This is a genomic window from Parabacteroides sp. AF48-14 (assembly GCF_003477465.1).
Taxonomy (GTDB): domain Bacteria; phylum Bacteroidota; class Bacteroidia; order Bacteroidales; family Tannerellaceae; genus Parabacteroides; species Parabacteroides acidifaciens.
On sequence record NZ_QUDI01000041.1, the window covers coordinates 17,885 to 41,000 of the forward strand.

A 23,116-nucleotide genomic window follows, 5' to 3' on the forward strand; every position below is an offset into this window, starting at 1 on the left:
AACAAAACGAAATAAGATAAATAACAATGAGTCAGTATTCAGAAGAGATTGAGAGAAGAAGAACGTTTGCTATTATCAGCCACCCGGATGCCGGTAAGACGACTCTTACCGAAAAACTATTGCTCTTTGGTGGTGCCATTCACGTGGCAGGTGCCGTAAAGTCCAACAAGATCAAGAAGACGGCAACTTCCGACTGGATGGAGATTGAAAAGCAGCGTGGTATCTCTGTCGCAACCTCCGTGATGGCTTTTGACTATTCCGGTCATAAAATCAACATCCTCGATACTCCCGGTCACCAGGATTTCGCCGAAGATACGTTCCGTACGCTGACGGCTGTGGACAGCGTTATCATCGTGATCGATACTGCAAAGGGTGTGGAAGCGCAGACCCGCAAACTGATGGAAGTCTGCCGTATGCGTAAGACCCCCGTGATTGTTTTCGTCAACAAGATGGACCGTGACGGTAAAGACCCGTTCGACCTGTTAGACGAGATCGAGGAAGAACTGCATATCAACGTCCGCCCGCTCAGCTGGCCGATCGACATGGGACAGCGCTTCCGGGGTGTCTATAATATATACGAACAGAAACTGAACCTCTACACGCCGAGCAAGCAATATGTGACGGAGAACGTAGAGTTTAAGGATATCAGCAGCCCGGAACTGGAAACTTATATCGAACCGGAACAGGCCGAAAAGCTGCGTTCCGATATCGAACTGATAGAAGGCGTTTATCCGGAATTTGACGTCGCTACCTATCTGAAGGGTGATATCGCGCCGGTGTTCTTCGGTTCTGCCTTGAATAACTTCGGGGTGAAGGAATTGCTGGATTGTTTTATCAACATCGCCCCTTCCCCCCGTCCCGTTGCAGCAGTGGAGCGTGTGGTCGATCCGGAAGAGGATACCTTCTCCGGCTTCATTTTCAAGATTCATGCCAATATGGACCCGAACCACCGCAGTTGCATTGCTTTCGTCAAGATTTGTTCCGGCCGCTTCGAGCGTAATGCGAACTATAAGCATGTCCGTTTCGGCAAGATGATGCGTTTCAGCAGCCCGACGGCTTTCATGGCGCAAAAGAAAGAAGTGGTGGATGAGGCCTTTGCCGGCGATATCATCGGTCTGCCGGATACCGGAAACTTCAAGATCGGCGATACGCTGACTTCCGGCGAAGATCTTCACTTTAAGGGTTTGCCGAGCTTCTCCCCCGAGATGTTCAAATATATCGAGAATGCCGATCCGATGAAAGCAAAGCAGCTGAACAAGGGTATTGAGCAGCTGATGGACGAAGGTGTCGCACAGCTTTTCACGAACCAGTTCAACGGTCGCAAGATTATCGGTACGGTCGGACAGTTGCAGTTCGAGGTTATCCAGTACCGCTTGCTGCATGAATATGGCGCGCAGTGTAAGTGGGAACCGATCAGCCTTTATAAAGCCTGCTGGATCGAAAGCGACAATGCCGTCGCTCTCGAAAACTTCAAACGGCGCAAAGCCCAGTATATGGCACTCGACAAAGAAGGACGCGATGTCTACCTGGCCGATTCGGGATATGTCCTGACGATGGCTCAGCAAGATTTCCCGGATATTAAGTTCCATTTTACATCGGAGTTTTAATAAATCGATATATCATGTGAAAGGCGGTTCTCGGATCGCCTTTTTTTGTATCCATATCTTTGAAAAAAGATATGATTACTTTTTATTGTCCTGAAATAGATGTACATTTATGGCTTAACCCATAATAATATTCATATGAAAGGACGAATTACAATTTCAATACTGCTCTCATTTCTGTTGATTGGATGTGGAGAAGCTAATAGACAACCGGTAGATGATCTCATCACGGTTGATGTTACGGCAAATTATCCGAAAAAGGAATTGATTCTTCAGGACTTCATGGATGTGGAATATGTTCCTTTGGAAACTACTGACGAATTTCTTGTGAAAGGCAGAGTGATGGATGTTGGTAAGGATCTTATAACTGTGGTGAATACAAAGGAGGGAGAAGTCTTGCTTTTTGACAGAGCGACCGGTAAGGGAGTGAAGAATATTAACCATAGGGGGCAGGGTCCAGAAGAGTATGTTTTACCTTTTAGTGTCCTTTTAAACGAGGATAAGAACGAGTTGTTTGTGAACGACCCTTTTTCCAGTAGGATACAAGTCTATGATTTGGAAGGTAATTATAAAAGAACCGTTTCATATAATAAGCAGGGCGCATTTGTTTTTTATGATTATAATGAAGACTATTTTTTATCAGAGGAGATTGGCGTACCTGGAAACGAGGGGCCAGCAAATTCGTTTTTCTTATTATCCAAACAGGATGGGAGTATAAAGGATATTGAGATTGCTTACGGGAAAAGAAAATCAGTGGTGATTGCGAAAGACGGTCTTGTAAATTTTCCCCCAAACGGGTTTATTGTTCCTTTTCAAAACGGCTGGGTATTGACAGAACCTTCCGCTGATACTATATATTTGTATCAACCGGATAATGATGTTCGTCCTTTTATGGCAAGAGTCCCTTCTGTGCAAGTCATGGAGCCGGAGGTCTTTCTTTTCCCCGGTGTTCTTACAGACCGTTATTATTTTATGCAGACGGTAAAAAAAGAATATGATTTTGGGAAAGATGAAGGATTCCCTTCTACCGATCTGATGTATGATAGGCAAGAAAAGAAGATATACCAATACTCTCTTCTTAACAATGATTTCAAAGATAGAAAGGAGGATATGTTCTTACGTAATCTGAGTAATAAGATCGCATATCAAACGGTAATGGATGCTTCTTCTTTGATAGAGGCCAATAAAGATAGCAAACTGAATGGTAAATTGAAAGAGATCGCAGGGAGATTGAATGAAGATGACAATCCGGTGGTTATGTTGGTGGAATACAAAAAATGATCAATTTGCGAACCTTATAAAATACTCTTTATTTCTTCCAGACTGCGTACTGTATAGGTCGGCGTAAATCCTTTTGCCGGCAGCCCTTCCGGGTTAAGCCATAGCTGGTCTATCCTGGAGTTGTGGGCACCAACGATATCGGCTTCCCAGCTGTCGCCGATCATCAGGGTTTCGCTGCGGCGGGAATTGGTGTTTTTGAGGGCGAAGTCGAATATCCCCTTATGCGGTTTCTGGATGCAGGCATCTTCGGAAAGAATCATCTTTTCGAAGTAAGGCGCGAGGCCGGAATTGCTGAGTTTCTTGAATTGTACTTCCCGGAAACCGTTGGACAGGATATACAGGCGGTAGGAGGGACGCAGGTATTCCAACAGCTCGATTGCGCCCGGCACGAGGCGTGTCTTGCGGGTGGTGCGTTGCAGGAAGTCGTTGTTGATTGCCAATACCGCATCCTTGTCTTCTATCCCCATCGGACGGAGCATGTAGCGGAACCGTTCGACGATCAGTGTCATGCGGTCTATCTCATTGTTGCGGTATTGTTCCCATAGCAGGTTGTTGTGTGGCCAATAGATGTCGAAGAAAGCCTCGAAGGAGGCATAATACCGGTCAAAGTGGTGAGCGGCATATAGTTCTTCGAGGCATTCTTTATTGTTGTGGTACGTATCCCAAAGGGTGTCGTCCAAATCTATAAAAAGACTTTTATATCTTATCATCCTACTTCTATCACCAGATATTTACCTAAGCTCCAGAACGCTTTTTCGTCTGTAATCTTCAGCGTGATGTTGCCGTCTTCATCTTTTACAAACTCATAAGAACCTTCCGGATGGTTGGATTTCAGTTTCGCTTTGCCGGCGAACAGAGGAATCTCTTTCACTTCGCGGATGTCGATAGAGATGAAATAGTCCTTGTTGAAGCCGCTCTGCAGCACTTTGGACTTGGAGAACAGGCCGCCACCCGAAAGAATCTTCTGGTCTTTCAGCTCTTTGGATGTACCGAAGCAGTAGTAAGCTGTGTTAAGAGCCTTGTCCTGTTCCTGTAGCTTTTCAGACTGTGCGGCGGTTGTTGTTGCCAAGCCTTCCACATCTTCGTTCAGCGAAGCAACCATTTCGTCCAGTTCCTGGATGCGTACGTTCTTCTTAGCCAAGTCTTCCTGCAAGGTGACGATCATGTTTGCCTTCTGATCCAGTTCGGAAGAAAGGCGGCTAATTGTCTTGCGCAGGGCTGCCGACTGGATTCCGCTCTTTTTCAGCTTCTCTTCCAGTTCGCTGATCTGCTGTTTATTCTTTTTCAGCGTTTCGCTGATCAACTGCATATTCTCTTTGATCTGTTCGCGGTTACTCTTGTTCAGATCGCCTTTTTGCTGTTGGATATTGAGATAGTTTTCAGCATCGCGGATCGACTGGATGTCAGCCTCTACATCGTTGAGTGTGCCGAGTATCTCGTCCATCTCGGAGTTTGCTTTCGTGTTTTCAATTCTCAGAGAGTCGTTTTCTGCTTTCAGCTTCTTGTATTCCGCTGAATTTTGTCCGCAGGAAGACAGCATGGCTGCGCAAATCGTTGTTGCAATTAATACCTTTTTCATTTTCTTTTTGTTGTTACGTTAAACTTCTGTTCCTGTCTCTTTGTCCTTTTTATCTTTTAAGCCTGCTAAAACTATAACAATTTCTCCTTTCGGTTCGTTCACGGTAAAGTGGGCGATTACCTCTTCGAGCGTGCCGCGCACTGTTTCTTCGTGTATCTTGGATATTTCACGCGATACGGAAACGGGGCGGTCATTCCCGAAAAACTCGGTAAGCTGTGTCAGCGTTTTGACCAGCCGGAAAGGGGATTCGTAAAAGATGATGGTGCGAGGTTCCGTCGAAAGTTCTTTCAATCGGGTCTGCCGTCCCTTTTTCTGGGGCAGGAAACCTTCGAAGCAGAACTTCTCGTTGGGAAGTCCCGATGCGACGAGTGCCGGCACGAAAGCGGTTGCTCCCGGCAGGCATTCCACCTCCACACCTTGGCGTACACACTCGCGCACGAGCATGAAACCGGGATCGGATATCGCGGGGGTTCCGGCGTCGGACACCAATGCGATGTTTTCGCCCGCCTTGATACGGGCTGCCACCTGTTCCACGGTCTTATGCTCGTTGAACTTGTGGTGCGACTGCATCCTGTTCTGTATCTCGAAATGCTTGAGCAGAATGCCGGTAGTACGGGTGTCCTCCGCTAAAATGAGGTCGGCCTCTTTCAGCACGCGAATCGCCCGGAAAGTCATGTCCTCCAGGTTTCCGACGGGAGTGGGTACTACTGTTAATTTTGCCATAATCCTTTATTCTTTAGAGGAAGCGTTTTTCGAGTAGCTTGATAAAATCGGCTACCGCTTCGTCTTCTATGTTCCATTTTAATTCGTTATTCAAATATGTGATCGAGTCTTCATAAGAATGAATCTCGTTCAGGTCGTTGATAGCCTTGTTCATCCGTGCTTCGTCACCTCCGAACAGTTCGCGGCGGAAACGGAAACGGTCGTTCAGGCTGAAAGCTTTCCTGAAGTCGGAAAGGTTTTTCTTTTCCAGGATATCGTTCAGGAATAATCCTCCACGCTCTGCCGTCGTCGCCTTATTCGGTACTTCCACTGCGGGCGGAGCCGGTTCGACGAGCGGTTCGGGCTTGACGGCCACCGGCTCTTTCACCGGAATTTCTTCGCGGGGTGCTTCCGTTACAACCTCTTCCGGAGTGGCTTCTACTTTCTCCGGCTGTTCGGCAATAACCGGGTCGGCTACTGCGGAAATTGGCTCAGGAGCGATATTTTTTGGCTCGGGAGCTATAATTTTTGGCTCCTGTACCGTTTCTGCCGGGGCGGCAACCGATGGAGGGATGGACTGGATCAAAGCCTGATGCTCTTCCATCTGTTTGCGCAACATCTCGATCTGAGCAGCTTCCAGCGAGTGGAGGTCTTTCAGAATCTTATGCGTGAGGTCGAAAGTCTGGCTGAAGAAAGACACCGGGTACACTTCTGCATCCCGCATTCCGGCAACCAACGTTTCAAGCTCCCGAATATCCAGAAGCAGATAATCTATTTTTTCTTTATTTGCCATTCCTTTTTTTACCATTCATGAAAACCAATAAGCCGGCTTTCGTTTATATTGCAACAAAAATAGGTATTTCTTATATATGTAACGCGTTTATTGTATGAAATATTGTTATTCCTTCACGGTCCTTTCTGTGTATGCACATCGACAAATCATCTTTTATCGGTTCAAATATTCTTAAAACTTAAACAAGCGTGAAGGTCCTGACTCGTCAAGATCGCCTGCGAAATGGTATTGCAGTACTTCATAGGTTTATAGTGCCGTAAAGGAATGAATAACCCGGCAGATAGAATGAACGATGCGGGATGTGTGCCCCCTCCAGACCTACCCGCTATTCATGTTACAGCCGTGAAACAAAAGAAATCCAACTGTAACATAGAAGGAAGGCAGTTGTGACATGAAAAGAATACAGCTGTGACATGCAATAGAGGACCGATGTTTACCCGTTATTGATTCACTTTTTGCCAGATGTGAAACAAATGATGATTTAACGGGGTGTTCTTCGATGCACACGGAAATACCAAACAGACTCTGCCGAAACAAAAACAAGCCCCGAAGGTGGAAACACTTCCGGGGCTTCGTCGTTTATTATTCTTCGAACTCTTTCGGCAGGTTGACCAGATAGAGCCGGTGGGTCGCACGTGTAAAAGCAGTGTAGAGCCAGCGATAAAAATCTTCGCCCAGCATCTCCTCGGTGATGTAGCCGATGTCCAGGAAAACGTTCATCCATTGTCCGCCCTGTGCCTTGTGGCAGGTGACGGCATAGGCAAACTTGACTTGCAGGACGTTGTAGTGCGGGTCGGCCTTCATCTTTTTCATCTTGCCCGCCTTTGTCGGTATGTCGTCGTAATCTTCAAGGATGGTGTAAAACAGTTTGTCGCTCATCTCTTTCGGTAGTGCAGGCGCGTCTGTCTGCAACGTGTCGAGCAGGATTTTGACATCAATCTCGAGGTCGTAGTCCTGAAAACGGACCAGTACGTCTGCGAAGCGGAAACCGTAAAGTTCGTACGTCCTTCGTACACGGAGCACCTGCACGATCTCGCCGTTCGCGATAAAGTCCATCTCTTTGCAATCCGCCGTCCAGAAATAGTTGTTTTTGGCCACCATCAGGCGGTCGCCGGACGAAAGTTCCTCCTCGCGGTAGAGAATACGGTTACGGATGCCGTTATTATATATGGTAGCCCTCTTATTGGAGCGGGAGATGATCATGGTTTCCTCGATCCCGTCCCGGCTGTAGGCGGAAGATATCTCTTCGATCAGTTCGTCTCCGTTCACCTTCCTGAAGTCGGTAAAGCCTTTCAGCCGGAGCTTGGGAAATATTTCCACCGCATCATTCCGTAAGGCGTCCCTGAGACGGGTGGCATTGAACAGGATTCCGGAGTCTTCACTTTGGCGGACCACCTGGGTAAGCGTGATTTCCTCTACTTTCAGATTGTATCCCTGCAGGACTTGCCGGCTGAGAGCGGGGCTTTCGGACTGCATGACAGGAGGTAGCTGCGCCACGTCGCCCATCAGGATAAGCCGGCAGTTCTCGCCGGAATAGACATATTGGATCAGGTCGTCCAACAGACGTCCCGTTCCGAAGACGAACGAGTCCAACCCGTCGTTGGCGATCATGGAGGCTTCGTCAACGATGAATAACGTGTCTTTGTGCAGGTTGTCAGCCGGATGGAAGCCTGTCGGTTCGTTGGAGAACGCTTTCTGGCGGTATATTTTTTTATGGATCGTGTAGGCTTTCTGTCCGGCATAACCGGAAAAGACCTTTGCCGCCCGCCCGGTCGGAGCCAGAAGAATACTTTTTTGCTTGAGTTCCGCCATCGTCTTCACCAGTGCGCCGACCAGCGAAGTTTTTCCCGTTCCTGCATATCCTTTTAGCAATAGCAGCGAATCCGTCTCTTCCGAAAGCAGGAAATCAGTCAGCCTATTTAATGCTAAAAACTGGTCTTCGGTCGGATTATATGGGAAATTTTGTGTAATTTGGCGGCTTAAATAACTATTTATCATTTTGATCGCAATAATTTTCGCGATAAAGGTAGTGTATTAAATATTCTTTTTTAAATTTGCCGAACGAAATAAATTCAAAAAACAATATAAACCATGAAAGTTACATTAAAGATTTTATTGGCTGTGGCAGTATTACTGCTTGTGTACATGTGTTACAGAAGTATTATGGGTCCGATCGAGTTTAAAGAAGAAAGGGATCGTCGTGAAACTTTAATCAAGGCGCGCCTGATCGATATCCGTAAGGCTCAGATCGAGTATAAGAACCTTCACAAGGTGCACGCAGCAAATTTCGATGAACTGAGTAAGTTCTTAAAAAACGAGAAAATACCGTTCTTGATTAAGGAAGGTGTATTGACTGACGAACAGCTCGAGAAAGGTATGACAGAAAAAGAAGCCGTGAAGAAAGGTTTGATCAGACGTGATACCAACTGGGTAACTGCAGTGGATACATTGTTTGGTAGCAGTTATAACGTAGACGACATGCGTAACGTGCCGGGAACAAGCGTGCAGTTCTCAATGGATACGGCTACACTGACTTCCGGTTCCGGATATACAGTGAAAGTATTCCAGTGCGGTGTTCTGTATGACGACTATCTGGGCGATCTGGACAAACAGTTGGTTTACAACTTGAAGGATAAAGCCGAAAAGATGAACAAATATCCGGGTCTGCGTGTCGGTTCTATTGAAGAAATCAATAACAACGCAGGTAACTGGGAAGATTAATGACAGCCTATGGCTATCGACGTATCTGATAAGTTAACAGCAGATTATTCGGAAAGTTATATAATGTCCATCCGGCTTCGGTCGGGTGGACTTTCTTTTTCCGCATACAGTCCTTCGGTGAGCGAAAGTTTCCTGTATAGGGATATGGAGTTTGACCGGGCTAAACCGTATTTCTCTTCCCTGAAGGAATGTTTCTTCGAGAATGATTTCCTGACCTGGTCTTATAAGCAGGTCAATGTGCTTTGTGCATCTCCCCAATATACACTTGTTCCGAAAGAAGTCTTTCAGGAAAAGCAGAAAGCGGAGTTGTTGGCGTTTACTTTTTCCTCGCCGGAAGGGTATTGTCTGAGTAATGAACTGAAAGACGAGCAGGCCGAACTGATATTCGGAGTAGATGAGGAAGTCTATGAGTTTTGTTCCCGCTCGTTGATCAATCCCCGTTTCGTTCATCATGTCACCCCGCTGCTTTCTTTGTGGAAGAAGCAGAGCCGTACGCGCCTGCCACGCCAGTTGTATGCCGTGTTGCATCGCCGGAGGATGGATGTGGCATGCTATGCACAAGGGAACCTGCTTTTCGTCAACTCGTTCGAGTATGAACATCCGGACGATATTTTATATTATATATTATATGTATGGAAGCAGACCGGAATGGATCAGCAAAAAGATCAGTTGCGCCTTTTCGGTGAAGCAGCCTTGCGCAGTAATATCACGAATACGTTGCGGAATTATTTACAATATATTGATCCGCTGGAGATTCCTTCCGAAGCCTATCTTATGGGGCCGGAGGTGATACAGGCTCCGTTGGATCTAATTGCCTTATCATTATGCGAATTATAAGTGGAATATACGGACGGCGTCGTTTTGATGTCCCGTCTACGTTCAGTGCACGTCCGACGACGGACTTTGCCAAAGAGAATATCTTCAATGTTATTTCCAACCATATCGACTTTGAAGGGTTGGATGCGCTCGACCTGTTTGCCGGAACGGGGAGTATCTCGTTTGAGCTGCTTTCACGTGAATGTCGCAGCGTGACGGCTGTCGAGAAGAACAATGCGCATGCCTCTTTTATCGCCAAAGTAGCCAAGGAATTGAAAACGGAATCGTTGCACCTGATTCGGGGCGATGTCTTCCGTTATCTGCATTCCGCCCCGGCAAAGAGTTTTGATTTTATTTTTGCCGATCCACCTTATGCTTTAAAAGAATTGCCGGAAGTGCCGGGACTGGTTTTTGAACGTGACTTGTTGCGTGACGGAGGAATCTTCGTGATGGAGCATCCGAAGACAAACGACTTCTCCGGTTTGCCTTACTTCTACCAGCACCGTGTCTACGGTTCGGTGAACTTTTCCATATTTATCAAAGAAGAGGAGAAAAGAGACGCATAAACGACTCGGCTAAACGTTGCTTGCGCGGGCGTTTGAGCCAGCGTGACGGGACCAGCCTTTCACAACTGTGCATGTCGTGCAGGAATACCTTTTTCATCTGCCGCGCAAAGGAGGGCTGGTAGACAAATGCATTGATTTCGAAATTGTGTTCAAAGCTGCGGAAGTCCATGTTGGCGGAACCGATGCAAGTGAGCGCATCGTCCGTCACTAACAACTTTGAATGCAGGAATCCCGGTTTATAGAAATAAACCTTTACGCCTGCCTTTACCATTTCATCGATAAAAGAATGTGTTGCCATGTTTGCCGTGCGCGTGTCCGAGCGTTTGGGGAGCATCAGGCGTACGTCCACACCACCTAAGGCTGCTATCTGCAAAGCCTGGTTGAGTCCTTCGGTCGGCAAGAAATAGGGCGTTTGGATAAATACATACTTCTTGGCGTTGGCAATCGTGAAGATGGCGGCCTGTAGCAATGTGCGCCATTGCCCGACGGGGCCGCTGGTGCATATCTGCATGATGTTGTCATCCGAATAGACCGGGACGAGCGGGTAATATATCTTATCGTTCAGAAGTTTCTTGCTTACTACGTACCAGTCGATCAGGAAAGCCGCCTGCAATCCGTGTACGCCTCTTCCTGTGATCTTGAAATGTGTGTCCCGCCATGTTCCCCAATCCGTTCCTTTCGTATAGCGGTCTGCAATGTTCATGCCACCCATAAAGCCTACTTTGCCGTCTATGACGACAATCTTCCGGTGGTTCCGGTAGTTCACCTTGCTGGTCAGGACCGGGAACGCTACTTTCAGGAAGGCGTTAACCTCGATACCTGCATCCTTCATCTCATTGAAGAACTTATCTTTTACTTTCCAGCAGCCCACATCGTCGTAGAGGAGACGTACTTCGACGCCCTCCCGTGCCTTTTCCATTAACAACGTCTTTACTTTGTTCCCGATTTCATCATCGCAGAAAATGTAGTATTGGATATGGATGTGATGTGTTGCCTTGGCAAGCTCTTCCAGCAAGTCGCGAAACTTGTCCGTCCCGTTCGTATAGATCGTGATGTTGCTGCCGTAGAGCAGGGACGACTGGTTGCTGTTTGTCAATAGCGTGACTAATGGCTGGTAGGGAGCGGGGACAGAGCAGCTGTCCTGTGGGAGTTTCCCTCCCTGCGGCCGTTTCATGATGCGCTTGTAGGTGCGGCGCGAGATGATACGCTGTTTCCGGTTGTCCTGTCCGAAGAAGAAATAGAAGATGATCCCGACACCGGGGGCAAGTAACAGTACGACTACCCAGGGAATCGTTTTCAGCGGGTTCCGGTTTTCAGTGATGATAACCAGCACCAGTCCCAGAATAGTGACGCAATATAATATGATAAATATTATCCCCACTATCCATTGTATATGTATGTGTATAAGTGCCAGCATTCCGGATGTTTCTGTTTCTTTTTTCAGCCGCTTACTGTTATTCAGGTTTTTGGCTGAGTAGTTGAATCGATTCGGTAAACTCCGCAATAATTTCAGACAGATGCGGATTATTGTTGCGTAAAATGATTGTTGCAAAGTTTACAATACCGTCAGCATCTACTATTGACGATGACAACATTGTGAAAAGAGCCTTTCGATTATAGGTGGAAAACCAATATTCGAACAGGCGGCTGCGCATACGTTGCTTGTTGTCTCCTGTTTCACAAATGTAGAGGAGTGTGGAATTATTACAATAGAAGAACTCGTCAACGATCGAGATGATTGTGTCGCGGACTTTCCGGTCACGAGGAGATTTGTGATTATTGATATTGGCAATAATCAATTGGAATGAATCTCTTGTAAGCAAAATATCATCCTCCATGAAGCCGATGGAATAATGCGCACCGCCATCTGTGAAGAACTGATAGAATCCTGCTTTGCCGATCGACTCCACCAGATAAGGGGCATCAGCGTTGATACGTTCAATCGATAAAGGCTCTATCATAGAGCAAAGAATTTTTCAGCATCTTTGCCTGTGCGTTCTTTATATGTCTCTTTCATGGATTTCTCCAATAGGGTGAGACATTCTTGTTTCTTTTCCTTTGCTGCTTGAAATTTGGCAAGGGCCTCTTCTCTTGTTATCTTTCTTTTCGTCATACACTTGTTTTTTTTATCCTTTGTACTCCAAATGCACAAACACCGTGTTTATGCAAATGAAGTTATACAAAATTACTACTTTTTTCTGAATCTCAATGCTTTGTCGTTTTTTTAATATGCTTCTGAAATAATCGATGTTGTTTATTTCAGACCTTTGTTTTTACAATATTGTTACAAAATATATGTAGATGAATCCCTTGTAAAACATATAGTAGGGACAAAACTATAAAAATAAATCAGTATGGCGACATTAGCATGGGTTGTTTTTAAACACCACAAAAAAACGGACGGAACATATAATCCAAAGATCAAAGTATATCACAATGGTACTACGGTATATTTGCCAACCCAGATATACACATCGTTGGTAAGATTTAAAAAAGGCGAATCAATGGGTGCTATTACGGATGGGAATATAGTGGATGCTCTTAATAGTCGGGTAAAAGAGATAAGGAACATTTTGAACACTCACGACGACGTGATAGATAACTGCGATGATGCAAAGGCAGTAGCAGATTTTATCGATAAGAAAATGAATACTGATAAGAATCTGAACTTTATCGAGTTTGCCCGATTGTATGTGGGCGGATTAAAAGATAATGGATCCAAATCAATAACGAATTGTATGATAAATAATTTATGTTCTTTTCTGGGAGCTGACTATCTTCCGGTGAGAAAAATCACATCTGCTTTTTTATTACGTTTTGAGGGCTGGATGAAATCTGAACGTGTGGTTAAAATCGGGGATAAAGAATATAAAAGAAAGCCGATGGCAAACTCATCAGTGCAAACCTACATGGAAAAATTGAAAAGTGTTTATGGTAGAATGCTGTTGCAGTACAATAATTATGAAATTGGAGATATCGTTATACCCGGTGATCCTTTCAAAGTCTATAAAACCAAGCAGGATGTGTCGTTTAAACAGAAAGCTACTGATGTGGATATCATCAGAAAAATATCAGAGTATGTACCTAATCAAAAAAGGCATTTTTCCAGAGCTATAGCAAAGGATATATTTATGCTTTCTTTCTGTCTGGCCGGTATAAATTTAATCGACTTGTTTACTTGTGAGTCTTTTAATGCAGGGCGGATTGAATATTTTAGAACTAAGACGAAGGGGAAGAAAAAAGATAAGGCCTTTATATCTGTTCCAATTTCTCCTGAAATTCGAGATACCTTTGAACGGTATAGAGATACAACTGGCAGACGGGTGTTTAATCTTTATACTCTTTTTACTGATATATGCAGCTTCCGGCAAATTGTGGCTTCTGGAATGAAGTCGCTATGTAAAGATCTGAAAATTGAACCTATCACGTTCTATGCAGCGCGCCATAGCTTTGCCACGATTGCCCGCAACGATTGCAATGTCAGCATGGAGGATATAGCTTTATGTTTAACACATGCGTCCGGTTTTAGGATGACCGATACCTATGTTAAGCCTGATTTTAGCCGGGTGGATAAGGTGATTCGGAAGGTGTTGGATTATGTGTTTCATTGAAAAAAGGCCCCGAGAGGTGATTTATTGCTCGGATGATTCTTCAATATCTTTTATCTCCCCATTTAAATAATCAATGAAGGAGCATACAGAAAACAAGACGATATATAATGAATCTAATACAAAGTATACAAGGAGAACTTTTGTTAATCCATAAAATATGGTGCAGGATGTGGTTAACACGTCTTGGGGCTTAAATGACCACTCATATTTAAACAATTCGAATATAGAAGTTACGTCAGAAGTTGGATACTGGTTCAGTATAGATAGTATTATGCAAATAATACTTAATAATATAGCGTATGTAGTTAAATATCCGAACTGTTTAAAGAAGTTTACTTTTTTTTTGAAAATAGCTTTCTGTATATCTGTATATTGTGGCTCTTCGCTTAATTTTCCAGACATGGAATACACAGTCATCAACAAATTGGCTAATAGTCCTACTAAAATAGAGAAAGCAGTAATCAAAGAGTTTAGAATATCAGCTTTAAAATTTGAGGTGCTTAGCGAGACACACACACTTATTCCTATAAAGATCCATTTTAATAAACCAAACCAATATTTCGGTAAAGAAATTTGTCCAGTAGATATATTTGTATATTGATATCTATGCGATTCCTTTATCAGTTTATATATGTATTCTTTTATAGGTATAGAGATCATCTCGTTCTTTCTATGATGTTTTTACCTCTGGTAATATTTTGTTACAATACAAATATAGGTCATTTGATTTAAATGTACCATCGGCGTTAACGTTAATTTCACTACTTAATAATATTCTTGGTTTTAGGGAATCTGCCTTATCAAGAAGATAGGAACAGCGCTTTCCTGTTTCATTATTTTTCGCAGATACTCTTCTATACCAAGGCCTGCTGTCTTTATCTTGAACGATTGTTTCAAATTGTTCATCTATACTTTCTATACTATTGACAGTCTCTCTGATAGGACGGATGTTTATTGATATTTCATATTCTCCTAATACGATTTTCTCTCCGTTATCCCCAATTGTACTTGATTTCTCGGTTTTAGATAAATATGTTATTGATTTGGTTGATATTTTATTTTTTATTTCATCACGTAAACTATCTAAGTAAATAGGAATGTATTTAGTGATGCAATATTCAGCATTAGAGAAAAAATAACTATTTAGGTAATTCGTTAGATGTTCATAATACGATATTCCTGAATACGATTGTATCATTAATATGCCCTTGTGTGAATCCATCGGTATGGTGATAAAAAAGAACAATTCCTTTGTAAGAGCTACATCTTCAGGTATCTCTTCCTGCTTATCCTTGTCTTTTATAGGTGTAATATAGGTTTTTTCTCCGAATTTTCCAGCGTGTAATACACCTGAGAAAGTAAATGAATTTATTTCAGGCTTAAATCGTGGATCAAATTTTTTTTGATTTCCGTCAATATCGCAAGGTTTTATCGTTAAAACCTTTTTTGATCCTTTCACCTGATAACAATTTTCAGTATCAAAGTTATATATGAATTCTTGAGTAAATAAAGTAAATAGCTCTTCGTCTGAAAATGTTTCTGGTTTATTGAACTTAAGTCTAAGTAATTCTCTAAAACAGGAATTTTTTTTGTTTTTCCTTCTGGAGATACGTATATTAAAAATATCAAGTACTGGTTCTAACGGCATAATTGAGTTTTTTAGTTGTTAATTTATAGCTATCAAAGTCACTTTACAAATTAAGCACATAAAAAGATCATAAACAAGAAAAGGGGCTGTAATTATCAAAGCGTACGTGATATTTTTATACGGTGGTTGTGTGATCTCTTACGGTTTTCTTATTCTTTCTTTATTGCCATCCCTGTATGTAATCAATAAAAGAACTAACAGAGAATAAGACAACGTATAATAGGTCTAATACAAAATAGACTAACAAAAGCAATTATACGTATTGTAGATATGATATCTTCTAACTTGAATGACCATTCGGTTTTTAACAAATCAAAAGCGGGTAGTGTTGTCGATATCGTTAAATTACTCAACGGTTTAAATTAATTGCGAAGTAACTAATTTGATTACATTTAGCATCTTAAATAATAGTTATTGCTGGATGTTTGTAAGTGTATTCATAATCTCTTAAGCAGTCAAAGTATTCTTGAATTTTTAAGTCATCCATCTTATCTTTTGTTCTATAGATTTCAAAATCGTTCAAATCGTATAATTCATTAATTCGCTTTTGATTCATATTTCGTAGTTGAATCAGGATATCCTGTCTTGCATTTTCATCAAAAGTGAAAATTCGAATTCGTTTTTTCTCTATTTTTTCAGAACCGTTTAATCCTGACTGGACTTTAAAAAAATCCGAGAAGTAATGATAATCTGTTATTCCAAGTGAATGACCAAAAAATATAACTTCATTTGCATTCCTTAATTTTTCACGAATATTGAATGAACGGAAATGTGGACTGTGAGATTTAATCATAAAACAGAAAATATCGTTTATTTCGACATTATCTTCGAAACCTAAAATGATGTTGTTTTGAGATATTGAGCCGTGTACATGAAGTGTTTCTGATAATTGGGGAATTTCTGTATAATTGAAATTTATATAAGTAATTATGACTTGGCTTAATTTCTCTTTTAATCTTTTGATAATAGAATTAAGTTGATATGCATAACTGTTAATATCTATACCCTTGTTTGATGCTTCTTTTAGATATGAAACTAAATTATTGCATAGAATTTGATGATCCTTAGTCGATATGGACTTTGTCTTATCTTGTATAAATTTTTTGTATTCATCCATAGAGTTGTGAAGTTTTCTACTGGAGCCGCTCTTTACTTGATCTAAAAGAGAATGAGTGTATGTTTTCAACTCATTTTCTAAATCTATCCAATTATTTATTTGATATTTTCTAATTAGGTATTGATTAAGATACGTTCCACGATCAAAATAATTACTGTTTATAAAATGGGGATAACTCGTTTTTAATCCTAAATCTAAGTCGAATCCATTACCAATAATGATTAATATTTCTTTGTTTTTAGGATCTGATGAATTTGCCATAGTGGTATTTAATATATGACTTATTAAGTTGTTTAAAAATTGAGTGTGATAGCTTTATATTGCTGTTGGTTATATGTTTTTAAATATACAGAGTTCGATTCTGTAATGAAAAACCGTTGTCATACATCGCGTAATCTATATATCCTACTGACTTTACGTAAGGAGCCATATTACATTATGTCATGAATATCGCAGAACAGGATACAAAGATGATTGCAGATAGATATACTAATGCCTTTTTCATAAATTATTTTTCGATCGAATATACATCATATGAACCATTCCCTCTGCCTAACGCAAAATTGGCAAATCCTGGGGTCTCTTCTACATTCGTGTCGATAGCGCAGTTTCGATCAATTAGATCATTTATACTTTTAGCTTGAAATGTATAGGACCCGCCATCTTTTTTTACATTTTGCTTATCGTAAGTGATACTTTCGATTAAAATGCCATCAAGGAAAATAGCGATTACGTTATTTTCGTTTTTTACATAGATGTAACTTTTAGAACTTGCCGGTTTAGCACTGCCTATAACTTTTCCATTATGGATAGAGGCATATAAACCAATTCTGTGTTCTCCATCTGTTAGCATTTGTGATTTAGCACTAAAAATGGACAGTGTAAAAAGAAAGACAGACGTGATTAATTTTTTCATGATCTGTTGTTTTAAATATTATAGTCTTGCACTTCGTTCGACAATTTTAATGACGTTATATAGTTCGGCCACGTCATCTAAATGGATTTTGTAGTCTTTAAATAGAGGGTTGAGGGAATGGCAAGTAATAATGCCTTTCTCTACGTCGTGATCAATTATCTTTTTGATAGAGATACCGTCAGTTTTGTGTACAATGATAAAATACCAATCGTTAATATGCAGCTTGGATCGCCATAAATCTCGCATAACCTCTCTACCGAGTACTTTATCGCCATCACAGATAGAACGGCGGCTATCGTCATCCATGCTATCTCCTGCAGCTTCAAAAATCATATATTTGCCTAAATAAGTTTTGTCTACGATGACCGGCATCGTAGGAAGTTGTTTAATGTATTCTAAATCTCCGTATCCAGCCAGATACCCACATTTGGCGTGTATGTGGACTACCGGCACCTTCATATATTGAGGATTTTCTACAATTGTCGCATTTGCTTGTCCTGTCGGGCGATTAAGCATTTCACCTTTTCCGGTTAAAAGCCATTCTGGATTAATATTTAGTGACGAATTATCGACGATCTTTCGTATAACTTCATATCCTGGGGAAACCTCTTTTTCCCCTATAATACTGTTTATTGTCGTACGACTTATGAACGTAGACTTTGCCATTGCCGTTATATTGCCTTTAAAAAACTTTTCGGCAATTAGTTTAATTCGCTCTTGTACAGTTGAATAGCTTTCCATATAATTTAGAATTATTCTAAATAGCAAAATAGTGACTAAATATCGTCTAAATTATTTGAAGTGACGAAATATAGTCGCTATCTTTGCATCGTGATACAACAATAACGGGTATAAAAATGGCTGTCACGACTAAACGCCGCAATGCACATACCTTCAATGGCAAAAGTAGTGACTTCCATTTTATCCCGCAATTAAAAGTCGATGTTTTTCGACACAAACTATCAGATCGCGTGGCTGCTGTCTGAGGCAAGAAATTAAAAAAGCTCTATTCGAGTAACAGATACAAGCAGCCACTTTAGGTATCTGTGAAAGAGTGGGGCTTTAATTTTATAAGGAGGTTTAAAATGGAAGAACTTATCCCTATTACCGATCGAAACGGACAGAGAGCCGTTAATGCGCGTGACTTACACGTGTTTTTGGAAAGCAAACAGGATTTCTCTACATGGATTAAGAATCGTATAGACAAGTACGATTTGGCTGAAAATGTGGATTATGTGGTTTTCCACAAATATATGGAAAACCCTAACGGTGGCAGACCGCAAATTGAATATGCCTTGACCATCGACGCGGCCAAGGAGTTGTCAATGGTGGAAGGGAATGAAAAAGGCAAACAGGCTCGACGGTATTTTATTGAATGCGAGAAACAATTAAGACTTGCGCCGGTGCAGGCATCTGTCCAGGACAAAATATATGCAGCTAATTGGCTTGCTTCTTTCTTGAACTTGAATGACGTATCTCGCTTGGAATTGGCGGCGGCTGTGGTTTTCCCGTTAGGATTACCAACACCGGCTTACGTTCCTGCTAAAGATACAATCCATTCCGCTACCGACCGACTGAGGCAAAGAGGGATCAAGCTGTCAGCCGTGAAGTTTAATCAGAAAATGGTGGATGCCGGGATGATGAAACGGGAGTCCCGTTATTCTCGGAGCAAAGGGGAGACCGTTACATGGCCGGTGCTGATAGGTGATGGACTCATATATGGCAATAACCAGATATCGCCAAAGAACCCACGTGAGACCCAGCCTAATTATTACGATGGCAAATTCGATGAATTATTGAATCTGTTGGACATACATAAATAGAATTGAATCATGGAAACAGGCAATCCAATAACCCCATTACTACAACAAGCATTGTCTATCGCAGAGAAGTCCGCGGGAATACCAGTAGTAGTGGATTATGAAGCGATAACACGAGCTGCAATTAAAGCCTCCAGGGAGGAAAGGGAAAGAATCGCATCTGATCCAAAAGTACTTCTTACGCAGAACGAAGCGCATATCCGATATGGTAAATCTGTCATTACAGCTTTGGTTCGTAGGGGATATCTTCAACAGTACAAGTTTGATCTTCGTGAAGCGTATGATGAAAATGGAACCCTGATAAAGAAAGCTAAAGGGGTAGTCTATTACCGGATCATTGAAATAGAAAAAGCAATCGAAGAAGGGAATGTATTGAAAGGTACACGCAGAATAAGAACAAAATAAAAAGTGGTGAATGTAATAACAATAGAAAACAAAAAAGAATTGAATCATGGAAAAAGCATTAGGGAAAGAAGCTAAATCAAAAGTAAGTGGTTTTGAAGGTGTAGTAACCGCTCGGTGTGAATACTTGTATGCTCCGGCGAGAGTATGCCTCACGGCTAAAAGTAAAGACTGTAAAAGTCCAGAAGAATATTGGACTGAGGAAGCCGATATTGAATTTGTTGATAACGATGTCATCGAAAGAAACGACCCCGTCTTCCAATCCTAAAAATGTATGAGTATGAATAAGCTAAGTGAAAAACTAATTATCGGAATCCTCTTTTTCTCGCTTTTCATCGCATACGGAATAGCGGGAGCAGAAGATTACAACCAGGAGGTGATTGACTCCATGCCCGATGAGGCATATTACGAGATCGTGCAAAAACTCGGACAGGAGTGTAGTAACAGCGATATCGTTCGTGAATATAAAACGAACCGGGAGTATTATGATTCATTGGAGGCCATATGGGATTAAAGTTGAATCAGGTTCCTGTAGGTGATACCGTGAAAATAGGCGAGATTACCTTGCGGATATCGCTAACATCAAACGGTTGCGTAGGATGCTATTTTGATCACGACCAAGGCGCGTCCGAATGCTTGTTTAGCGCTTTCTGTTTTGGGCGTAATCGGGCTGATAAAAGGTCAGTGAAATTTGTAGAAATGGATAAATAAACAGGGATGCTAAGTGCGCCGGAATAGTTTGACGGCCATACCCGGCACGCAAAGCACCCATAGAAGCACAACAAAGATATGGAAAATTATTCAAGAACAGCAATGCATGTTCCTTTTGAGGAATATCTGAAAAAGATTGCGAAGAAACAGCAGCCGAGTAATAACTCAGAGGTAAATCCGGATAGTTTTAAGGGGGGGGGGGTAAACCCGCGGCTGTAATAGGCGAGATATATCCCGATCTGTACTCTCAGGCAGCTTACATAAACAAAGACATCGCAGAGATAAAAGCGGCGGTTGTCGAGTCTGTAAAGTCTCTGTTTGACGGTATGGGCGAGGATGTGATAAAGACGTCTATCGATTCTATTTATACCTACGTCGACAGCTTTTTAGGGATCTCAGACGAAGAAGAATATTGCTTTACAAAGAAAGGGGTTTTCGAATTATCAAATCAAGTTTATTGCCTTGTTGACATGACGAAAACATTGCTTGATCTCTATTTAAAGCATCAACGTTTGAAAGAAATGGACAATCGTTCGAATTTAACAAAACGGAATATTTTACTATAAATAATTAAGGATATGGATTTTAAAGGAACCATTTTATTAGATGCAAGCCCGGCATTGCTTGCCGCGATTAACCGTATTGCAGATGTTTTATCTGCCAGTCCTGTACGGAATTTTACGAAACCCGTATTTACAGAGGCCGGAACACTGACAGGTCATATCGAAACAAGGCTGAAGCGCCGGTCAAGTCCGCTCTCGCGCAAACGGTAGCTGCTCCCGTTGAAAAAGTGGAAGCAGCGGTGCCCTCAGAAGAAACGCCAGCAGAAACGGGTGAATCTTTAGGGACAAAATACACCCTCATACAAGTGCGTAAAGTGATGGCCGACGTACAAGAAAGAATGTCAAGTGATGACGAGAAAAGAGCAGTAACAAAGAAGATGCGGGATATCCTGCTCTCTTTGGGAGCCGCGAGCATCGGCAAGTTATCGGAAGAAAAATACGGAGAGTTTATCCAACAAATTTCAGCCCTATGAGTCACGCTATATTATCTCCGTCCGCAGCAAGCCGCTGGCTGTCATGTACGCCATCGGCACGGCTGGAAGCGCAATTTCCTGAGAGTACCAGCGAATTTGCAGAAGAGGGTACATTAGCCCATGAGTTTGGAGAAACGATCCTGCGCCACTTCTTAAAAGATTTGAAAATGCGTGCATACACTAAAAAACTCGTGGAGTTGGCCGACAGCAAGTATTATACGAACGAGCTTCAGGCACATGCCGAAAATTATGCGGCTTTTGTCTGGGAGAAATTCCAGGCAGCAAAAAAAGCGGATCGATTTGCCGCTCTGAGAGTGGAGGAGAAAATTGACCTGACGGCCTATGCCCCGGAAGGTTTTGGAACGGGGGATGCTGTTATTATTGCCGACGGTACGATGGAGGTCATAGACCTCAAATATGGTAAAGGCGTACGGGTGTCAGCCGAAGAAAACAAACAGATGATGTTGTATGCCCTCGGTGCTCTGGATATGTTTGGTTTCATGTACGATATCCGTGCGGTACGAATGACGATCTTTCAGCCGCGATTGGATAATATCTCAGATTGGGAGATGCCGATATCGGATCTGCTTCTTTGGGGTGAGAAAGAACTTAAACCTCGTGCGGCAATGGCCTTTAAAGGTGATGGCGAGTTTATCGCCGGGAAGCATTGCAAATTCTGTAAAGCAAAAGCGCAATGTAAGGCCTTGGCGGAATATAACCTCTCGCTTGCAAAGTATGATTTCCTACAGGCGGAGTTGTTGGCCGAGGCGGATATCGCTGACATTCTCTTACGCGCTGATCAATTCAAGTCCTGGATCTCATCCGTAGAGGAATACGCCCTGCAGTCTGCGCTTGATGGCAAGCGATTCCCGGGCTTCAAACTTGTAGAAGGTAGAAGCAATAGAAAGTATTCTGACGAGGCAAAGATCGCTTCCGTATTGGTCGAAAACGGGTTCGGTGAGAACTTGATATATGATCGAAAGCTAAAGACAATAACGGCAATGGAGAAACTTGTTTCGAAACCGACATTTAATGCTCTCTGTGGCCCTTATGTGATTAAACCGGAAGGCAAGCCGACCCTTGTGCCAGACAGCGATCTGCGTCCGGAATATAATTCGGCAGTAAATGATTTTGCAAACATTAATATTAACGATTAAAACGATTTGACGATTATGGCGAATGAAAATGTATCAACGAAAGTTGTATTTCCGTGCAGATTCTCATATGAGCATGTTTGGGAAGCATCATCCATCGGTGATGATGGGGAGAAAAAATTCAGTGTTTCCTGCATTATCCCGAAGTCTGACAAGAAGACTATTGAGGCTATTAAAGTAGCAATTAAGGCTGCTTACGAAGCGGGCATAACAGCGAAGTTTAACGGTAAAAAACCCGCGAATTGGAAAAATCCGCTTCGGGACGGTGATACGGACCGAATGGATGATGAAGCCTATCAGAATGCCTTTTTTGTGAATGCATCATGTAAAACCCGCCCCGGGGTGGTTGATAAGGCCCGGCAGCCGATTACCGATCAAGATGAGTTCTATTCTGGTTGCTACGGTTGGGTATCAGTAAACTTTTACCCATTCAACGCTAAAGGAAACGTCGGTGTTGCCGCCGGCCTTAATAACGTAATGAAGGGTAAAGACGGTGAATCATTGGGCGGCCGCTCTTCGGCTGACGCTGACTTTGCGGATGTGGACATGTCAGATGCCCCATTCCCCGTAGGAGATGATGCTGAATCAAGCACAAGCATTTTTGATTAACCAGACCCGCACCTGGTAAAGCGTTATCAG

General features: G+C 42.5%; 26 protein-coding genes. 14 read left to right on the top strand and 12 right to left on the bottom strand.

Translation table 11 applies throughout. The annotated features are described in order from the left end of the window. Nucleotides 1-26 precede the first annotated feature (26 nt). Nucleotides 27-1,607, top strand: coding sequence for a peptide chain release factor 3 (locus tag DW083_RS17145; RefSeq protein WP_122333220.1), 1,581 nt, complete (start codon nucleotides 27-29; stop codon nucleotides 1,605-1,607). A 135-nt stretch (nucleotides 1,608-1,742) separates the two neighbouring features. After that, a complete protein-coding gene (locus DW083_RS17150) occupies nucleotides 1,743-2,885 on the top strand; it encodes a 6-bladed beta-propeller (protein ID WP_122333248.1) in 1,143 nt (380 codons plus the stop codon). Between the two features lie 14 nt (nucleotides 2,886-2,899). Here DW083_RS17150 and DW083_RS17155 read toward each other — a convergent pair whose 3' ends face one another. From DW083_RS17155 to DW083_RS17175, 5 genes are all read right to left on the bottom strand, one after another. Next, complete coding sequence (locus DW083_RS17155) at nucleotides 2,900-3,595, bottom strand: YjjG family noncanonical pyrimidine nucleotidase (protein ID WP_122333221.1); 696 nt, start codon at nucleotides 3,593-3,595, stop codon at nucleotides 2,900-2,902. Next, nucleotides 3,592-4,464, bottom strand: a complete 873-nt coding sequence (locus DW083_RS17160; RefSeq protein ID WP_122333222.1) for a hypothetical protein — start codon at nucleotides 4,462-4,464, stop codon at nucleotides 3,592-3,594. Before DW083_RS17160 ends, DW083_RS17155 begins: the two co-directional genes overlap by 4 nt. 18 nt (nucleotides 4,465-4,482) lie before the next feature. Continuing rightward, a complete protein-coding gene (gene rsmI, locus DW083_RS17165) occupies nucleotides 4,483-5,187 on the bottom strand; it encodes a 16S rRNA (cytidine(1402)-2'-O)-methyltransferase (RefSeq protein WP_115499656.1) in 705 nt (234 codons plus the stop codon). 13 nt (nucleotides 5,188-5,200) lie between these two features. Next, nucleotides 5,201-5,959: a hypothetical protein gene (locus DW083_RS17170; protein WP_122333223.1), complete on the bottom strand. Its 759-nt coding sequence runs from the start codon at nucleotides 5,957-5,959 to the stop codon at nucleotides 5,201-5,203. A gap of 582 nt (nucleotides 5,960-6,541) precedes the next feature. Then, nucleotides 6,542-7,957 (bottom strand): ATP-dependent RecD-like DNA helicase, encoded by a 1,416-nt coding sequence (locus tag DW083_RS17175; protein ID WP_122333224.1) that lies wholly within the window; start codon nucleotides 7,955-7,957, stop codon nucleotides 6,542-6,544. 93 nt (nucleotides 7,958-8,050) lie between these two features. Between DW083_RS17175 and DW083_RS17180 the strand changes: the two genes are divergently transcribed. Genes DW083_RS17180 through DW083_RS17190 form a run of 3 tightly spaced genes read left to right on the top strand, consistent with a single transcriptional unit; the run spans nucleotide 8,051 to nucleotide 10,062 of the window. Further along, nucleotides 8,051-8,680, top strand: coding sequence for a hypothetical protein (locus DW083_RS17180; RefSeq protein ID WP_115499659.1), 630 nt, complete (start codon nucleotides 8,051-8,053; stop codon nucleotides 8,678-8,680). A gap of 9 nt (nucleotides 8,681-8,689) precedes the next feature. Next, nucleotides 8,690-9,517 carry a DUF3822 family protein gene (locus DW083_RS17185; protein WP_122333225.1) on the top strand — a complete coding sequence of 276 codons (828 nt, stop codon included), beginning with the start codon at nucleotides 8,690-8,692 and terminating at the stop codon, nucleotides 9,515-9,517. After that, nucleotides 9,505-10,062, top strand: coding sequence for an RsmD family RNA methyltransferase (locus DW083_RS17190; protein WP_122333226.1), 558 nt, complete (start codon nucleotides 9,505-9,507; stop codon nucleotides 10,060-10,062). Before DW083_RS17185 ends, DW083_RS17190 begins: the two co-directional genes overlap by 13 nt. Here the strand turns inward: DW083_RS17190 and cls are convergent. Genes cls through DW083_RS22320 form a run of 3 tightly spaced genes read right to left on the bottom strand, consistent with a single transcriptional unit; the run spans nucleotide 10,034 to nucleotide 12,175 of the window. Then, nucleotides 10,034-11,479, bottom strand: a complete 1,446-nt coding sequence (gene cls / locus DW083_RS17195) for a cardiolipin synthase (RefSeq protein WP_122333227.1) — start codon at nucleotides 11,477-11,479, stop codon at nucleotides 10,034-10,036. The two genes, DW083_RS17190 and cls, sit on opposite strands and share 29 nt — an antisense overlap. Nucleotides 11,480-11,516: 37 nt before the next feature. Further along, nucleotides 11,517-12,023: a DUF6169 family protein gene (locus tag DW083_RS17200; RefSeq protein WP_233547733.1), complete on the bottom strand. Its 507-nt coding sequence runs from the start codon at nucleotides 12,021-12,023 to the stop codon at nucleotides 11,517-11,519. Beyond that, nucleotides 12,020-12,175: a hypothetical protein gene (locus tag DW083_RS22320; RefSeq protein WP_199659189.1), complete on the bottom strand. Its 156-nt coding sequence runs from the start codon at nucleotides 12,173-12,175 to the stop codon at nucleotides 12,020-12,022. Before DW083_RS22320 ends, DW083_RS17200 begins: the two co-directional genes overlap by 4 nt. Nucleotides 12,176-12,416: 241 nt before the next feature. Here DW083_RS22320 and DW083_RS17205 point away from each other — a divergent pair, with 241 nt between their 5' ends. Then, nucleotides 12,417-13,673 (top strand): phage integrase SAM-like domain-containing protein, encoded by a 1,257-nt coding sequence (locus DW083_RS17205; RefSeq protein WP_122333228.1) that lies wholly within the window; start codon nucleotides 12,417-12,419, stop codon nucleotides 13,671-13,673. Nucleotides 13,674-14,343: 670 nt separating this feature from the next. Here the strand turns inward: DW083_RS17205 and DW083_RS17215 are convergent. The 4 genes from DW083_RS17215 to DW083_RS17230 form a co-directional block, all read right to left on the bottom strand. Continuing rightward, complete coding sequence (locus DW083_RS17215; RefSeq protein ID WP_122333230.1) at nucleotides 14,344-15,321, bottom strand: hypothetical protein; 978 nt, start codon at nucleotides 15,319-15,321, stop codon at nucleotides 14,344-14,346. 400 nt (nucleotides 15,322-15,721) lie between these two features. Then, nucleotides 15,722-16,699: an AbiH family protein gene (locus tag DW083_RS17220; protein WP_122333231.1), complete on the bottom strand. Its 978-nt coding sequence runs from the start codon at nucleotides 16,697-16,699 to the stop codon at nucleotides 15,722-15,724. A gap of 247 nt (nucleotides 16,700-16,946) precedes the next feature. After that, the gene (locus DW083_RS17225) at nucleotides 16,947-17,354 is read right to left on the bottom strand and encodes a hypothetical protein (protein ID WP_122333232.1); all 408 of its coding nucleotides are present in this window, start codon (nucleotides 17,352-17,354) and stop codon (nucleotides 16,947-16,949) included. 18 nt (nucleotides 17,355-17,372) lie between these two features. Continuing rightward, nucleotides 17,373-18,095 carry a hypothetical protein gene (locus tag DW083_RS17230; protein WP_122333233.1) on the bottom strand — a complete coding sequence of 241 codons (723 nt, stop codon included), beginning with the start codon at nucleotides 18,093-18,095 and terminating at the stop codon, nucleotides 17,373-17,375. Between the two features lie 344 nt (nucleotides 18,096-18,439). Between DW083_RS17230 and DW083_RS17235 the strand changes: the two genes are divergently transcribed. From DW083_RS17235 to DW083_RS17275, 8 genes are all read left to right on the top strand, one after another. Beyond that, a complete protein-coding gene (locus DW083_RS17235; protein ID WP_122333234.1) occupies nucleotides 18,440-19,177 on the top strand; it encodes an antA/AntB antirepressor family protein in 738 nt (245 codons plus the stop codon). A 9-nt stretch (nucleotides 19,178-19,186) separates the two neighbouring features. After that, complete coding sequence (locus tag DW083_RS17240) at nucleotides 19,187-19,579, top strand: hypothetical protein (RefSeq protein ID WP_122333235.1); 393 nt, start codon at nucleotides 19,187-19,189, stop codon at nucleotides 19,577-19,579. Between the two features lie 46 nt (nucleotides 19,580-19,625). Continuing rightward, entirely contained in the window at nucleotides 19,626-19,844 is a 219-nt protein-coding gene (locus DW083_RS17245) for a hypothetical protein (RefSeq protein WP_122333236.1), read from the top strand. A 12-nt stretch (nucleotides 19,845-19,856) separates the two neighbouring features. Beyond that, nucleotides 19,857-20,090 (top strand): hypothetical protein, encoded by a 234-nt coding sequence (locus tag DW083_RS17250; protein WP_147382154.1) that lies wholly within the window; start codon nucleotides 19,857-19,859, stop codon nucleotides 20,088-20,090. Nucleotides 20,091-20,865: 775 nt separating this feature from the next. Continuing rightward, complete coding sequence (locus DW083_RS17260) at nucleotides 20,866-21,060, top strand: hypothetical protein (RefSeq protein WP_122333239.1); 195 nt, start codon at nucleotides 20,866-20,868, stop codon at nucleotides 21,058-21,060. A 17-nt stretch (nucleotides 21,061-21,077) separates the two neighbouring features. Continuing rightward, on the top strand, nucleotides 21,078-21,323 hold the full coding sequence (locus tag DW083_RS17265) for a hypothetical protein (protein ID WP_122333240.1): 246 nt from the start codon (nucleotides 21,078-21,080) through the stop codon (nucleotides 21,321-21,323). Then, complete coding sequence (locus DW083_RS17270; RefSeq protein WP_122333241.1) at nucleotides 21,320-22,480, top strand: DUF2800 domain-containing protein; 1,161 nt, start codon at nucleotides 21,320-21,322, stop codon at nucleotides 22,478-22,480. The genes DW083_RS17265 and DW083_RS17270 overlap by 4 nt, the downstream gene beginning before the upstream one ends. Nucleotides 22,481-22,495: 15 nt before the next feature. Beyond that, nucleotides 22,496-23,086 carry a DUF2815 family protein gene (locus DW083_RS17275; protein WP_122333242.1) on the top strand — a complete coding sequence of 197 codons (591 nt, stop codon included), beginning with the start codon at nucleotides 22,496-22,498 and terminating at the stop codon, nucleotides 23,084-23,086. Nucleotides 23,087-23,116: the final 30 nt, after the last annotated feature.

Excerpts from the sequence above, each read along its gene's own strand:
- DW083_RS17200 (WP_233547733.1), bottom strand. The coding sequence starts at position 12,023 with ATGATAGAGCCTTTATCGATTGAACGTATCAACGCTGATGCCCCTTAT.
- cls (WP_122333227.1), bottom strand. The coding sequence starts at position 11,479 with ATGCTGGCACTTATACACATACATATACAATGGATAGTGGGGATAATA.
- DW083_RS17155 (WP_122333221.1), bottom strand. The coding sequence starts at position 3,595 with ATGATAAGATATAAAAGTCTTTTTATAGATTTGGACGACACCCTTTGG.
- DW083_RS17205 (WP_122333228.1), top strand. The coding sequence starts at position 12,417 with ATGGCGACATTAGCATGGGTTGTTTTTAAACACCACAAAAAAACGGAC.
- DW083_RS17275 (WP_122333242.1), top strand. The coding sequence starts at position 22,496 with ATGGCGAATGAAAATGTATCAACGAAAGTTGTATTTCCGTGCAGATTC.
- DW083_RS17170 (WP_122333223.1), bottom strand. The coding sequence starts at position 5,959 with ATGGCAAATAAAGAAAAAATAGATTATCTGCTTCTGGATATTCGGGAG.
- DW083_RS17175 (WP_122333224.1), bottom strand. The coding sequence starts at position 7,957 with ATGATAAATAGTTATTTAAGCCGCCAAATTACACAAAATTTCCCATAT.
- DW083_RS17270 (WP_122333241.1), top strand. The coding sequence starts at position 21,320 with ATGAGTCACGCTATATTATCTCCGTCCGCAGCAAGCCGCTGGCTGTCA.
- DW083_RS17185 (WP_122333225.1), top strand. The coding sequence starts at position 8,690 with ATGGCTATCGACGTATCTGATAAGTTAACAGCAGATTATTCGGAAAGT.
- DW083_RS17220 (WP_122333231.1), bottom strand. The coding sequence starts at position 16,699 with ATGGCAAATTCATCAGATCCTAAAAACAAAGAAATATTAATCATTATT.
- DW083_RS17150 (WP_122333248.1), top strand. The coding sequence starts at position 1,743 with ATGAAAGGACGAATTACAATTTCAATACTGCTCTCATTTCTGTTGATT.
- DW083_RS17260 (WP_122333239.1), top strand. The coding sequence starts at position 20,866 with ATGGATTTTAAAGGAACCATTTTATTAGATGCAAGCCCGGCATTGCTT.
- DW083_RS17250 (WP_147382154.1), top strand. The coding sequence starts at position 19,857 with ATGAATAAGCTAAGTGAAAAACTAATTATCGGAATCCTCTTTTTCTCG.
- DW083_RS17225 (WP_122333232.1), bottom strand. The coding sequence starts at position 17,354 with ATGAAAAAATTAATCACGTCTGTCTTTCTTTTTACACTGTCCATTTTT.
- rsmI (WP_115499656.1), bottom strand. The coding sequence starts at position 5,187 with ATGGCAAAATTAACAGTAGTACCCACTCCCGTCGGAAACCTGGAGGAC.
- DW083_RS17145 (WP_122333220.1), top strand. The coding sequence starts at position 27 with ATGAGTCAGTATTCAGAAGAGATTGAGAGAAGAAGAACGTTTGCTATT.
- DW083_RS17230 (WP_122333233.1), bottom strand. The coding sequence starts at position 18,095 with ATGGAAAGCTATTCAACTGTACAAGAGCGAATTAAACTAATTGCCGAA.
- DW083_RS17245 (WP_122333236.1), top strand. The coding sequence starts at position 19,626 with ATGGAAAAAGCATTAGGGAAAGAAGCTAAATCAAAAGTAAGTGGTTTT.
- DW083_RS17235 (WP_122333234.1), top strand. The coding sequence starts at position 18,440 with ATGGAAGAACTTATCCCTATTACCGATCGAAACGGACAGAGAGCCGTT.
- DW083_RS22320 (WP_199659189.1), bottom strand. The coding sequence starts at position 12,175 with ATGACGAAAAGAAAGATAACAAGAGAAGAGGCCCTTGCCAAATTTCAA.
- DW083_RS17180 (WP_115499659.1), top strand. The coding sequence starts at position 8,051 with ATGAAAGTTACATTAAAGATTTTATTGGCTGTGGCAGTATTACTGCTT.
- DW083_RS17160 (WP_122333222.1), bottom strand. The coding sequence starts at position 4,464 with ATGAAAAAGGTATTAATTGCAACAACGATTTGCGCAGCCATGCTGTCT.
- DW083_RS17240 (WP_122333235.1), top strand. The coding sequence starts at position 19,187 with ATGGAAACAGGCAATCCAATAACCCCATTACTACAACAAGCATTGTCT.
- DW083_RS17215 (WP_122333230.1), bottom strand. The coding sequence starts at position 15,321 with ATGCCGTTAGAACCAGTACTTGATATTTTTAATATACGTATCTCCAGA.
- DW083_RS17190 (WP_122333226.1), top strand. The coding sequence starts at position 9,505 with ATGCGAATTATAAGTGGAATATACGGACGGCGTCGTTTTGATGTCCCG.